11 protein-coding genes and 1 tRNA gene are annotated in these 14,132 nt (G+C 53.1%); 9 read left to right on the plus strand and 3 right to left on the minus strand.

The features are described from left to right. Positions 1–46 precede the first annotated feature (46 nt). Positions 47–880 (minus strand): NAD(P)-dependent oxidoreductase, encoded by an 834-nt coding sequence (locus tag OZX62_RS09120; RefSeq protein ID WP_277175868.1) that lies wholly within the window; start codon positions 878–880, stop codon positions 47–49. A 173-nt stretch (positions 881–1,053) separates the two neighbouring features. Between OZX62_RS09120 and OZX62_RS09125 the strand changes: the two genes are divergently transcribed. The 7 genes from OZX62_RS09125 (at position 1,054) to rfbA (ending at position 8,699) form a co-directional block, all read left to right on the plus strand. Continuing rightward, positions 1,054–1,917 (plus strand): ABC transporter permease, encoded by an 864-nt coding sequence (locus OZX62_RS09125; RefSeq protein WP_277175869.1) that lies wholly within the window; start codon positions 1,054–1,056, stop codon positions 1,915–1,917. Position 1,918: 1 nt separating this feature from the next. Next, positions 1,919–2,689, plus strand: a complete 771-nt coding sequence (locus OZX62_RS09130; protein WP_277175870.1) for an ABC transporter ATP-binding protein — start codon at positions 1,919–1,921, stop codon at positions 2,687–2,689. An 82-nt stretch (positions 2,690–2,771) separates the two neighbouring features. Next, entirely contained in the window at positions 2,772–3,878 is a 1,107-nt protein-coding gene (locus OZX62_RS09135; protein WP_277175871.1) for an acyltransferase, read from the plus strand. A 94-nt stretch (positions 3,879–3,972) separates the two neighbouring features. Next, the gene (locus tag OZX62_RS09140) at positions 3,973–5,115 is read left to right on the plus strand and encodes an acyltransferase (protein ID WP_277175872.1); all 1,143 of its coding nucleotides are present in this window, start codon (positions 3,973–3,975) and stop codon (positions 5,113–5,115) included. 133 nt (positions 5,116–5,248) lie between these two features. Next, on the plus strand, positions 5,249–6,268 hold the full coding sequence (gene rfbB, locus OZX62_RS09145; protein WP_277175873.1) for a dTDP-glucose 4,6-dehydratase: 1,020 nt from the start codon (positions 5,249–5,251) through the stop codon (positions 6,266–6,268). An 81-nt stretch (positions 6,269–6,349) separates the two neighbouring features. Beyond that, entirely contained in the window at positions 6,350–7,798 is a 1,449-nt protein-coding gene (locus OZX62_RS09150) for a bifunctional dTDP-4-dehydrorhamnose 3,5-epimerase family protein/NAD(P)-dependent oxidoreductase (RefSeq protein WP_277175874.1), read from the plus strand. Positions 7,799–7,811: 13 nt separating this feature from the next. Continuing rightward, positions 7,812–8,699, plus strand: a complete 888-nt coding sequence (gene rfbA, locus OZX62_RS09155; protein ID WP_277175875.1) for a glucose-1-phosphate thymidylyltransferase RfbA — start codon at positions 7,812–7,814, stop codon at positions 8,697–8,699. A gap of 133 nt (positions 8,700–8,832) precedes the next feature. On the opposite strand, the gene OZX62_RS09160 is transcribed toward rfbA, so the two are convergent. Then, positions 8,833–10,869 carry a GH25 family lysozyme gene (locus tag OZX62_RS09160; RefSeq protein ID WP_277175876.1) on the minus strand — a complete coding sequence of 679 codons (2,037 nt, stop codon included), beginning with the start codon at positions 10,867–10,869 and terminating at the stop codon, positions 8,833–8,835. A 629-nt stretch (positions 10,870–11,498) separates the two neighbouring features. On the opposite strand from OZX62_RS09160, the gene OZX62_RS09165 reads away from it, so the two are divergent. Continuing rightward, complete coding sequence (locus OZX62_RS09165; RefSeq protein WP_277142659.1) at positions 11,499–11,900, plus strand: glycerophosphodiester phosphodiesterase; 402 nt, start codon at positions 11,499–11,501, stop codon at positions 11,898–11,900. Between the two features lie 495 nt (positions 11,901–12,395). Beyond that, positions 12,396–12,483 (plus strand) — tRNA-Ser (locus tag OZX62_RS09170). Positions 12,484–12,817: 334 nt separating this feature from the next. On the opposite strand, the gene OZX62_RS09175 is transcribed toward OZX62_RS09170, so the two are convergent. Then, on the minus strand, positions 12,818–13,978 hold the full coding sequence (locus OZX62_RS09175) for a class C sortase (RefSeq protein WP_277175877.1): 1,161 nt from the start codon (positions 13,976–13,978) through the stop codon (positions 12,818–12,820). Positions 13,979–14,132 lie beyond the last annotated feature (154 nt).

A 14,132-nucleotide genomic window follows, 5' to 3' on the forward strand; every position in this document is an offset into this window, starting at 1 on the left:
TACCTGAATGGTCGATCTTGCCCTTTATCAGTATGTATGAGGTTCTTTATTCAGCCATAATCTGACGAATCTTGGTGTCGTCGCCCCAAACGGCCGGCGAATCGTACGGACGGTCCGGGAAAGCGCCGTATTCAAGTTTGATATCAAGATTGTTTTCCTTGATATAGCGCTCGACGCGGTCGGCCAAGGAAACGGGCTCGCCGCTGCAGCAGTTGATGATGCCGTTGATCTTGTCCTGCGAAACGACGGCTGCAATCTGCTTCGCTAAAACATCGACGTTAATAAAGTCATATTTGTTCTTGCCCATGGTGAACGGGAACGTCTTCTTGCCGTCCTGTGCCGCCTGCAGCAGCTTCGAGAAAATCGAGCTTCCGCGCAGATCGTCGCCGACGATGTAGTAGGCGCGAATCCACTGGGCAACGGCGTCGTGCTCGTCGGCCAGCTGCAAAGTCGCTGCACGCAACGCGTTCTTGGCGATACCATACATCGAAGCCGGGTTGCAGGGTGTGTTCTCGTCGATCGCGCCCTCCCAGTAGCCGACCTCATGCATCGTGCCCATCACGGCAATCTGCTTTAAGCCGCTGTCGAGCATCTGCTTGATAAAGCGGTAATGCCCCGAAAGGTCGCCCATATGCGCATCGGAATTATGCTTGAAGCCGTCTCGCCAAGCCATGTGCAGGCAGACATCCGGGCTCCCCAGCTTTTCAAACAAATCATCGTCGGGCGCAAAAAGATCAATCGCCACTTGCTTGGCGCGTGGGTCCAGATCATTAGGGTGCCGGTCGGCTGCGATGACTTCCTGGCCACCGTCCAACAGCGCCTTTACCACATGCCGGCCGATATAGCCTCCGGCCCCGGTTACAAGAATTCTTTTTGACATAACTCCTTAGTCTATCAGCGTAGGCGTAACGCGGTGCTCCAAGTTTGTAGAAGAAGTTCGGTTTTTCACAAATCAACCATGACTTATGCGCTACAGTTCTATGCCAGAGCCTAAAATTAACTTGTTTGCTCATAAAAATCAGACGAAACGGCAAAGGTAACGGAAAGGTCACGATGACAGCAGAATCTGAAATCGTCTCGCACCCAGGTAAAAGTAGGGGGCTGCTGGACGTGCCTCACTACCTTTACCTGCTTGATCTGCTGGTAAAGAAAGAGGTCAGGATTCGCTATCGCGGGTCTTGGCTCGGCATGGCGTGGACGTACGTCAAGCCGCTCACTCAGTTCATCGTCTTTTACGTGGCCATGGACGTGTTCATGGGCATGGGACGCGCCGGTAACATTCAGGTCTATCCCGTTTATCTGTTCAGCGGTGTCATCGTCACGAATTTCTTCACCGAAGCGTTCGGCAATTGCACACGCTCAATCCTTGGCAATTCAGGGCTTATCCAGAAAATCTATCTGCCACGCGAGCTGTTCCCGCTGGCCTCGCTGCGAGTCGCATTCGTCCACTTCTTCCCGCAGCTCGTGGTGCTTATCATCGGCGCCGCGCTTATGGGCTGGCGGCCGGACATCAAAGGTCTGCTCATTGCCTTTGCCGGACTCGTTTCGATATGCCTCTTCGCATTCGGACTGGGTCTGCTTTTCGGCTCCATCAACGTTTTCTACCGCGATGCCGAAAACATCACCGACCTTGTGGCCATGATTTCCGTGTGGGCGGCCCCGTGCTTCTACACTTGGCAAATGGTCGCGGCCCACGTGCCGTGGTGGGTGCTCGAAATCTACTACGCAAACCCCATTGCCATCTGCGTGGAATCCTTCCACCGCGGCTTCTGGTGGGGAGCCACGGACCGTACATTCCAGTTTGCCGGCGCCTGGCCAATGCGAATCGGAGAAAGCCTTTTGGTCTCGTTGCTTTTCCTTATCATCGGCGAGTTGACCTTCAAGCATCTTGAGGGCCGCTTCGCGCAGGAGATCTGATATGAAGAAAAAATCAAATCCCAAACTTACCTTGCCTGAAAACGTGGCCATTCAGGTCAGTCATGTCTCGAAGCACTTCTCCTTGCGCGCCAATTCCTCCATCAAGGAATCAATCATCAAGCTGTTCACGCCCAAGAAGAAGCGCCACCACGACCAGCAATTCCATGCCCTCGACGATATTTCCTTCACCATCGACAAGGGCGAAACCGTTGGCCTCATCGGCGTCAACGGCTCCGGCAAGTCCACCATGCTCAAGATGATTTCAGGCGTGATGCAGCCCGACAGCGGCGATGTGCTGATTCGCGGTCGGCTCGCAGGCCTCATCGAAGTTGGCGCAGGCTTCGCCTCGGAACTCACCGGGCGCGAGAATGTCTACTTGAACGGCGCTATTCTGGGTCTTTCGGAAAAGCAGATCGACGAACGCTATGACGACATCGTGGCATTCAGTGGCATCGAGCCTTTCATGGACACCGAAGTGAAGTTCTACTCCTCCGGCATGTTCCTGCGCCTTGCGTTCGCGGTCGCCGTCTACAGCAATCCCGACATCTTCCTGATCGACGAAATCCTCGCCGTCGGCGACGAGGCCTTCCAGCACAAGTGCATCGAGCGCCTCAAGGAACAGCAGAAGCAAGGCCAGACCATGGTCATCGTTTCCCACAGTGAAGGCCAGATCAAAGAACTCTGCCAACGCTGCATCGTCCTCGCCCATTCCCACATCATCTTCGACGGCGATCCGGAAGAGGCCTTCAACGTGATGCGCCAGAACTTGTAATACTGCTGTCTTTTGAAGTTGTCTGGATTGGCATAGACAATTATCTGATTGGGAAAACAACAATCAAAATTAGAGGAAAGAATTGCAAGGTTTACAAAGGGGTAATTCCGGCCAATCCAAACAAACGATGCGTCAATCGAATTTGGAGTTGCTGCGCATCATTTCGATGATGATGATTGTTTTATGCCACTTCTTCTACTACAACAAGTTTTCCCTCGACCAACAGCCAATGGGACTCAAAAGAATCGTCCTTAAAACTTTTCTGGGCAGCCAAGGCAGGGTTGGTGTCGATATATTTTTCGCAATCTCCATTTGGTTTCTGTGCAAGCCAAAACGTCAGATCACTTTTCACGATGCGGCAAAGCGAGCCTGGATTCTTGAACGTACCTTGCTTTTCTGGTCAGTCATCCTCGGTATAGCGTGTATGGTCACCGAAATCGCGCCAAAAAATATCTACATGATCTTGAATACGATTCTTCCGACTTTGAGCAACGACTGGGGATACGCGACTTGCTATATCGTCATCCTCTTGCTCATGCCCTTTGCCGTCAAAGGTCTTGCCTGTTTGAGCCGACAAGAACACATGGCTCTGTGCGCCATCATCATTTTTATCGGCCCTGTTATGGCAACGATACCCGGACTCGAACATCACCTGCTCAACACTGGCCTGCTGAGCTTTTTGGCTCTTTTGACACTGGTGACGTATATTCGTTGGTATCGTTGCGAACCGGCCAAACCCCTTATCGGCGTAATTTGCCTGGCAATGGGATACTTCATCATCGGGGTTGAAGCCTATTTCGGGTTTCAGGTTTACGAAATGATGGACATGGGTATTTTATTGGAAACTCTTGGTTGGTTCATTCTTTTTTCGAAGTTGCGCTTTTCCAGCCGGTTCGTCAATTGGATTGCCTCGCATGTCTTCGCCATCTATCTGATCACCGAATTCATACCAATCAGACAATGGCTGTGGGGAACCATATTCGATTACGGCCCCTATTATCACGGTCTGGCTTCCATTTTCTATCCTATTGCCGTCACCCTGCTCATTAGCGCGATCTGCATCTTATTCGATATAGCGAAATCGGCAATTTTCAAGTTAACCGTCGACCGCAATAAAGGCCATTGGTTCGAATTGCTTTGGTCGAAAATCTCGATGAACAACAAAACAATCAGGGAGTTGGATTCTTAAAAACGTATATTTTTCAATTAGAATCAATACGTGTTTTCACACTGATTGAAATATCGTATTCGGTATCGTGCAGATAAGACCACAGGGAGCGTCAATGAAGGAAAACGAGGGTCGCAAGCTTCAAGTTCGTCAGTCGAATTTGGAGTTGCTGCGTATCGTCGCCATGGTGATGATCATCATGCATCACTTCTTTTTCTTCAATAAATTTCCTCTCTATGCCCAACCTTTAAGCAGGAAACGACTGCTGATTCAGACGTTCCTCGCTACCGAAGGGCGGGTCGGCGTCGACTTGTTCTTTGCGATTTCAATCTGGTTTTTGTGCAAACCGCACCGACAAATCACTCTGCATAGTGCTGCAAAACGTTCATGGATTCTCGAACGAACGCTCTTGTTTTGGTCCCTGGTTTTAGGCGTTGCCTGTATAATCTTCAGACTTACGCCGATCAACACAGCCTTCATTTTGGAAATGTTTCTGCCGCTGCTCACTAATCACTGGTGGTATGCGACCGTCTACGTCATCATTCTTCTTATGCTGCCCATGCTGGTCAAGGTTTTAGGTGCGCTCACCCAACGGGAACATTTCATTCTTGCCTGCATAATCTTCTTCATCGGCCCTATCATGGGCGATATTCCTGGGCTCAATAACCTTATGATCAACGACGATCTTTTGGAAATGCTGTGCCTTTTGGTACTGGTTTGCTATCTGCGTTGGTACCATGAACAGCTTCCTTCCATCGGAATCGGCTTGGCCTGCCTCGCTTTCGGCTATCTGGTCGTCGGCGTCCAGGAAGCGACTGCAGACACCGTTTTCTCCCAGAATCCTTCGGTTTTTATCTTCCCTAAAATGATGAACCTCGGCATTCTGGTGCAAGCGTTTGGATGGTTCGTTCTCTTTTCACATATACACTTCCAAAGCCGCATCATCAACTGGATTGCTTCCCACGTCTTCGCCATCTATCTCATTACCGAATTCGTCCCGATTCGAGACTGGATCTGGAAAAGCGTATTCGACTACGGACCTTATTATCAAAGCCGAATCATGGCCGTCATTTACCCGATAGCCGTGGTCCTGTTTCTCTGTGTGGTTTGTATTCTGCTTGACGTCATTAAATCGGCGATTTTCAAGCTCACCGTCGACCGGCATAAAGGTCGTTGGTTCGAAATCGTCTGGAGCTGGGCTGCCAAAAAATTGGCTAAGAACAACCAGACAGCCAAAACCGGCGACGAAATGCTATGAGCTGACGATACCAAGCCGAACCTCTGGTTTACGCGGATCCGCCACACGGTTAAGTACCGCATAATTGTGCCTGAACCTTGTAGTTATCAAGTAAGGGTGTTTACGGTTCGAGCTCGAAGGTAGAATGGTGAGCATGACTGAAGAATTTATGCCTAAGAATATTATTGTGACCGGCGGATGCGGGTTCATCGGCTCGAACTTCGTGCATTATGTCGCGAAGAACCATCCCGAGACGCACGTCACCGTGCTCGACGCGCTGACCTATGCCGGCAACATCGAGAACATCAAGGGGCTTCCCGAAGACCAGGTCGAGTTCGTGCACGGCAACATTTGCGACGCCGAGCTGCTCGACAAGATCGTCCCCGGCCACGACGCCATCGTGCATTACGCGGCCGAATCGCACAACGACAATTCGATTGCTGACCCGGAACCGTTTATTCAGTCCAATATCGTGGGCACTTACCGTTTGCTTGAGGCGGCGCGCAAATACGACGTGCGCTACCACCAAATCAGCACCGACGAGGTCTATGGCGACCTCGCGCTGGACGACCCGCATCGCTTCACGCCGGAGTCCCCATATCGTCCCTCTTCGCCATACTCTTCCAGCAAGGCCAGCGCCGATATGCTGGTTCGCGCCTGGCACCGCACCTACGGCCTGCGCACGACGATCTCGAACTGCTCGAACAACTATGGCCCTTACCAGCACGTGGAGAAGTTTATTCCGCGTCAGGTCACGAACATTCTTGACGGCATCCGCCCGAAGCTTTATGGCAACGGCCTGAATGTGCGCGACTGGATCCACACCGAAGACCATTCCAGCGCGGTCTGGGCGATTCTGACCAAAGGCAGGATTGGCGAAACCTATCTGATCGGCGCCGACGGCGAGCGCAACAACCTTGACGTGCTGCACGACATTCTGCGTGTTATGGGCCAGCCCGAAGACGCGTTCGACTGGGTGCGCGACCGCCCCGGTCACGATCGCCGTTACGCTATCGACCCGACCAAGCTCATGACGGAGCTGGGCTGGAAACCGAAGCACACGGACTTCGAATCCGGGCTCAAACAGACCATCCAGTGGTATACCGACAACGAGGATTGGTGGAGGCCCGCCAAGGCGGCCACCGAGGCCAAGTACAAGAAGCAAGGCCAGTGATTTCATTGCGCGTCACCCGCAAGGTGTGGCGCGCTTTGTCTTCAACAGTTCGGCAATTACGCAACGCAAACGAGGCTAGATATGGCATTTGAATTTGAGAAGGACCTGAAGGTCACCAAGACGAACATCCCGGGGCTTTTGGTGTTCGACCTGCCGGTGCACGGCGACAACCGGGGCTGGTTCAAGGAGAACTGGCAGCGGGCCAAGATGACGGCGCTGGGGCTGCCGGACTTCGGGCCGGTGCAGAACAACATCAGCTACAACGACAAGAAGGGCGTGACTCGTGGCATCCACGCCGAGCCCTGGGACAAGTACATCTCGATCGCGGCCGGCGAGATCTTCGGCGCGTGGGTGGACCTGCGTCCCGGGGAGAGCTTCGGCCAGGTCTATACGACCCGTCTTGACCCGTCGCGGGCGATCTACGTGCCGCGCGGGGTGGGCAACAGCTTCCAGGCCTTGCAGGACGGGACGGTGTACACGTATCTGGTGAACGCGCACTGGTCGCTGGAGCAGAAGAAGACGTACACGTTCGTCAACCTCGCGGACCCGGACCTCGGCATCGACTGGCCGATCCCGTTGGAGCAGAGCGAGCGGAGCGAGGCCGACCTGCACCACCCGATGCTCAGGGACGCCAAGCCCATGGCCCCCAAACGCACCCTCGTCACCGGATGCAACGGACAGGTCGGTCACGCCATTCGAAAGTATGTTCAGGAACATCATCTCGACAGCTTTGAATTCGTCGATTCCGATACGTTCGACATCACCGATCCTGCTGCTTATGAGAACTATGACTGGGACCTCTACGGCACCATCATCAACACCGCGGCCTTCACGGCAGTGGACAAGGCCGAAACCCCTGCCGGCCGGAAGGCAGCTTGGAACACGAATGTCAGCGGTGTAGCAAACCTCGCCAAGGTTGCCACGCGCCACGGCATCACTTTGGTCCATATTTCCAGCGATTACGTTTTCGATGGAACCGCCGAGCAGCACACGGAAGATGAAGGCTTCGCGCCCTTGGGCGTATACGGCGAGACCAAGGCCGCTGCCGACGCCATCGTCTCCACTGTCCCCCGCCACTACATCATCCGCTCAAGCTGGATCGTCGGCGACGGCAAGAACTTCGTGACCCGTATGCTCGGGCTTGCCGAACAGGCCGCCGAAACCCAAAAGCAGACCGCACAGGCGCCCAACGATCAAAGCGGACGCCTCACCTTCGTTGGCGATTTGGTCAAGGGCATCTTCCACCTGCTCGATTCCGGATGCGATTACGGCACCTACAATCTCACCGGTTCCGGCCGTGTGGCGTCCTGGTACGATATCGCCGCCAAGATCTTCGAGCTGGAAGGCGTCGATACCAAATATATCGACGCGAATTCCGTGGATACCTACGCCGCCCAGACCGGCGGTTCCAAGCGCCCACACCACTGCGCGCTGGACCTTTCCAAGATTCGCAGCACCGGTTTCGAGCCTGCGGATTGGGAGCAGCTTCTCGAAACGTATCTGGCCGACCACAAGCGTAATCAGGACTAACTAAGGAGACGTTATGAAAGGCATTATTCTCGCCGGAGGTTCCGGCACACGTCTTTATCCGTTGACGACGGTGACTTCGAAGCAACTACTGCCCGTCTACAACAAGCCGATGATCTATTATCCGATGAGCGTGCTCATGCTCGCCGGAATTCGCGACATCCTGGTGATTTCCACGCCAAAGGACCTGCCGAACTTCGAACGCTTGCTCGGCGACGGGAGCCAGTTCGGGCTCAACCTTTCCTACAAGGTGCAGCCCAGCCCTGACGGCCTTGCCCAGGCGTTCATCATCGGTGAAGACTTCATTGATGGTGATTCCTGCGCGCTGGTGCTCGGCGACAACATCTTCTACGGCAACGGCCTGAGTCAGGTGCTTAAGCGCGCTGTCAAAGTGAAGCATGGCGCTTCCGTGTTCGGCTACTACGTCGACGATCCGGAACGTTACGGCGTCGTGGAATTCGATAAGAATCATAAGGCAGTGAGCATCGTCGAAAAGCCGGAACATCCGGCCTCGAATTACGCGGTCACCGGTCTCTATTTCTACGACAACCGCGTGGTCGATTTCGCCAAGCAGGTTCGTCCTTCGGCGCGAGGCGAGCTGGAAATCACCGATCTCAACAAGATGTATCTGGAAGACGATTCTTTGAATGTGCTGACGCTGAGCCGTGGCTATGCTTGGCTCGACACCGGCACCATGGACTCGCTTTACGAGGCCGGCGAATTCGTGCGCACCGTCGAGCGCGCACAGGGCCTGCCGATTGCAGTGCTCGAGGAAATCGCTTATGAGAACAACTGGATCAGTCGCGACCAGCTGCTCGAAGCCGCCCACAAATATGGCAAGAGCCCTTACGGCCAGCACCTGCTGCAAGTGGCCGAGAACAAGATTCTTGCCTCGGATATCTAAAGTTCCCCTGGCGGATGATATTCGTCAGGAAAAGCGAAATAAATAAATATGGAAAGTGGGTGGGAACCGAACAAGTGATTCGGTTCCCACCCACTTTATCTGCCACAATGAAGTAGCATATTACATCAACTTATCAGACGCCAAATGCATAGGTCTTGGTGTCAGCCAACCGGCCATCCCAAGTATACAATTCGTAATGCGTCCAATACACGCCTCTTCTCGGATGCCACATGGCCCACTGCCCGCCGAATTGCTGCACCCAACGCCCAGCGCCGTAATCATAAATCTTCATCTGGTAATGAGACCAGGGATTGCTGGAACTCATGCCCAAAAGAATACCGCCATTACTCCACCCGGAATAGGTGCCGGTTATATATGTATTTCCGGCGGTATAGTGGAACGCTATCGTTTTGGTGCCTATGGAACGTTGGGTTGCCCTATCGCGGACCTCGAGCTGCAGCCAATAATCGCCGGAATTGGCGTACCAGCTGGCCCAGTTGCCTCCTACCCAACCGGTGATGTCACGCCACGTACGACTACCCAGATCGTAACTTTGCCACTTGTAATCCACAGGACTGCCATTGAGCCCTGCGGATGTGCCGATGTCGATATAATCGTTACGCATAATCCAGATGATGTTGAGATCACTCTGATAATTGCCGAAAGCGTTCGCGTCGACAGTGCCTATGCCGTCAATCCAATTGTTGTCGGCATATTGCCAGCCGCGGTCGTTGGTCGGGAAATTAAACCCTACCCGCGAGCCATAGCTTGCCACCCAGCGGGTTCTTGAATGGATATTTCCGGAATTAAGCGGGCCGTAGAGATAAGACGTATATGAATAGACGGAAACATTGCCGTATCCGCTGAGCTGGACCTGCATGAACCAGTTATTGACAACGCCATCGTAGACCGAAGGCGAAGTAGGAGGGGCATGACCCGTCCATGTCCAATTCTCCAAATCGTAAAATACCGGATAGCTCAAGTCGCCGGGGCTTACGCCAAGTTGGCGGAGTTTCTGGACGGTATCACTGCCCTCTGCGGCTCCGGAATTATTGTCGTACGCATACGAGTAAAGGTAGACGCCGAACGGGATTCCCAGACGCTTGCATTCATTGACATTGCGCTGGGCCTGATAATCGAGCCTATTGCCCCAACCGAAACCGATACGGATGATCGCGCCTTCGACACCCGCGTTTTTCGCCCGCTGCCAGTCAATCGTGCCTTGGTGCTCGGAAACGTCAACCACGCCCTTGGCCTGCTGGGCGAAAAGATTGCCGCCGTACTCGAAGAACGCCTGCGTGCCGTTGTACCAGCCCCAATAGGCGCCATACTGGTTGTTTTGCAAAGCGACATTGTGCACATTGCCGCTGGCCACATTCGATTTTTGAACGTAGGCAGCGCCGTTGGCACTCTGTGAAGATGGGCTGGACGAGGAATTCCCCGAAGGAGACGATGCGTTATTCCCGGTTGAGGATTTGGCGGAAGGCTCATTGCCGGCCGGCGTATTTGAAGGATTCGAAGAAGAAGAATCGCTGCCACTGGGAGCATTGGGCGACGGAGAAGGAGCTGAAGACGAGGAAGATGGAGAGGAGGCGCTGCCATTTACGCCATTATTCGCGCTACTATTATTCCCGCTGCTGCCATTGCTGCCGGCATTGGCATCGCCGCCGTTTTTCTGCACGGCCTGCTTCACTTCGCCGGCTTCGACAGGAATGAAGTGCTTGCCACCGGTTTTGGCAAGCGGGTCGGGCTGCTTGGTTGGTGTGCCGACCAACTTCGGGTCGGTCACCGGCTTGCCGGTTTCCACATTCTTGACCTGACCGTCCTTGGTCACAGCCAGATCCTTGGAAACGACTGTGGCATCGTCGGGAACGGCGGCGCTGACCTTGTCCGGCAACTTCTGGCTCGGGTTATCGGGCATGGTGTCTTTCGCATCATCGGCTGCAGGAGATACCCGCTGATTGCCGATAGTGTTGCTGCCAAAACTGTTTCTCTGCGTGCCCAGCGCCGGGCTAGAAGTCGTGGAACCGATACCAGCTTGGCCCAAACCGCTCAGGTTCGTGTCGCTCGCCGCCTGTGCCGGAACCGCAGTCAACGCCAGTCCCAACGCCGGAATCGCTATCACCACCCCAAGTTTGGTAGCCAACTGCGTGAACCTAGTCTTCATCATCTCGCCTCTCAAATCGGTCATTTTCATTGGAGAACCCGGTTTGCCAACATCCGCCTTGCGCGTTTACCGAAAGTTCTCAATTTGACACATTTCCGTTCTTTTATCTTGAAATTCGTTTTGCCCGATGAACCAATCTACCAGCTCTTCAATAAGAGCAAACGCGTCCAATCTGATGTAATAGTAATGCCATCAACAAAAAATACAGGCATAAGACCGAAATATTAGCGAAATCATAACAGTTTATTACAGACAAGAAGAAACCAACACCTTGTGCTGCCTTTGAATACTGTTAAATACACGTGGTTAAAATATACTTTCTTAGCACTTTCCTTGATTCCATATCAGCTAAATAGAACATTTTTAATGTTATCTTTCAGACATTCACTCTATAGTAATTCATCAAGTCAATAGTTTTTGTCGGAATAATAGCGGATAAATCGCACCACAACGAATTCTACAAAATTCAGCACCTCGCGCCATTATTCGTGTGCTACACTAAATGAGTCGGCACAGCAAAGTGTCGGAACAATCTGAACGAGTTGTTCTTGTGCAAAGGATGTTCACTGTAACATCCGTCGAGCAAAACATCCCGTCGTCTATTGGCAAAAGCCGATAGGAAGGAATGCATCATGGCAGATGACAAAACCATCGTCGTTGATCCGGCGCTTTACGGCGAAACCGCAGCCGAGAAGACCGCAGAGGCCAACAAGGTAGCCCGCAAATTCGGCATCGGGGATGACGCCCTTGCCAAAGTCGAGGATTTCAAGAAGGAATTGACCGACCATAACGCTTGGGATTTGCCGTTTATGGGCTATATCGACGAGGACGGATACGGCTATGCCTACGTCCCCGACAAGGCCATCGCGCCGCCGAACTGGGATGCGCATGCGGCTTTCAAGTCCCTCCCCTATGACGCCCAGACCGCGTTCGCAATTCGTATGCTCTTCACGCACCGTGATGTCGATCGTTACGGCGCCACAATGTTCCTGCATTATGAGCGCAATTTCGACATCAAGTTCAAGGAAGACTGAAAGTAATTAGTTAGTCTTTGCGAACGCGATAACGCTATGTTCGCTGATGCTCTTTCCATTGGAGGGCTCCAGCGAGCATAGCGTTATTTTGTGCGCCTCAACCAATTCGGAAATCACGGAATAGGTGACCACAGCCCATCCATCGGACCTGCACTTTTTTCACGTCGCTACCCAAAAAGTGCAGTTAACACCATCCATAACGCACTTTTTGCGTATTTACGTCAAGAAAGTGCACATTACTTTCTACAAAATGCACTTTTTGGACATTCCCGTAAAAAGGTGCACGTCACGCTCCGCAAAACGCACTTCCCACGCACTACCGCCAGGAAAGTGCACATTACGTTCCCCAAAACGCACTTTTTGGACATCGGCTTACAAAATATCATCGAACCGCCACGCCGACGCCGAAATTGCTTGCGAAGCTCGCGGGCTCATGGTATCTTATTTAAGTTGTGTGTTGTGAGGTCTGCTTGCAGACTTGGCAATGTGCATGCTGGAGAATTCGCCTAGTGGTCTATGGCGCACGCTTGGAAAGCGTGTTGGTGTAACAGCCTCACGAGTTCGAATCTCGTATTCTCCGCCAGTAGCCCGGAAGCCCTGAAATACCAAGGTTTCCGGGATTTTTTCTGCCAAAACGGTGGGAAAAATAACAGGACGAAACACTTACTTCCATAAGGCCAAACCCCGGATTACAAACCAAATATTCTGGCCTATAACCCGGGGAAAGCACCGAGAAAAAGGCACCGGAAAAGTGCAGCTGCTTTACCCCCTATCGGGTTGAAACTACAACTCTATTGTTAGAAATGTCCGGTTATGAGTGATAGCCAAAAAATATCCGGTATCGCCCAGAAAATATCGTAGATACCGGCCAGAATATCGACTTACCGCCGAGAATATTTAAACAACTTCTTATAAAACTAATACAGAATATTCTGCGAATCAGTTGGGTAGCCGTTCCGTTTTTTCGCCTTCTGAAAGACGGAATTAACACGGCGGTGACGTGCCGGGACGAAGCTGCGGCGCGACAGTTTTACAGCGATGAGACCGACGATGAGGACGGCTAGAGCGATGAGAATGGCGATGAGCATGGGATCTCCTTTAGCATTATTGGGATTGGGAATTGGATGAGGGATGGATTGCCGGGTGGCGGTGATGACAAGGCGCTGCGTATTGATGGCGTAAGGGGTGCAGGTCATGAGCGTCACCAGGTCGCGGCCAGGCACCACGCGGTAAAGGTGGGTGTCTTGCGGGTCGATGACGTGGATGCCGGTGACGCGATAGCCCATCGTGCGTCCGAGCGTCTGGACATAGAAGATGTCGCCGCGCTTGAGCTCGTCGAGGCGCGTGAACAGCAGGGCGCTGCTCAGCCCGCGATGGCCACTTAGGACGGCGTTCGTCGATTTGCCGCCGATGGGCAGGCTTGTGCCGTAAAGGTGACCGGCACCATGGAGCAGCGCGTCGTCAGAGGTGCCGTGGTAAATCGGCATGTTCACCGAAATCTTGGGGATGCGGACATTGCCCATCACCCCGTCGCCGACATTGAGAAGACTTTGGTATTCGCGGTCGTCGTCACTCAGTGTTTTCGGCTTGGATGGTGTCGAATCAGACGAACCGGACGCGTTGGACGCACCCGACGAACCGGACGCACCAAGTGAGCCGGTCATCTTGGACAAACCGGACGAACCCGGCGAGCTGACCGAACCGTGCACACCCACCGAATTACCCGACTTTACAAATCCCGAAGATCCGGAAGAACCAGTCGCAAATGGATCGACGAACTCCCCCAACGCGTTCTGCCCGGAGGCCGCTATACGCCGGTTATAAGCTAGGGCGCGATTGTATTCGTTAACGACCTTGCCTCGCGGCCAACGCTCGACACGGCTTGCAGAATTTTCGACCAACCGGCTCTGCCGATACGTCTGAATCGTCCACACAGTCGGGAACCACGCAATGGCAACGACCAGCGAGACGGCGCAGCATACCAGCAACACGTCAACAACGCGGATGACAACCCTGCGAGCAGTGCTCGATTCGGCAGTTTTGCCGCGCATAATCGCGTCGAAATCGGGGAATAGCAAGGGTAAACCTCCAATCGCTGTCATCCTTCGTAGTGAATAGATAAAAGTAACGTTCAGGAATCAAGAATTTGGCGCTTAACACTCAGCACTCAACGTTTATTGATGGGAATTTCGCGTTCCTTGCTTTCAGCAGAGAATCCACGGATTTGAGGAA

Source organism: Bifidobacterium sp. ESL0690, assembly GCF_029392315.1.
In the GTDB taxonomy this organism is placed as follows: domain Bacteria; phylum Actinomycetota; class Actinomycetes; order Actinomycetales; family Bifidobacteriaceae; genus Bifidobacterium.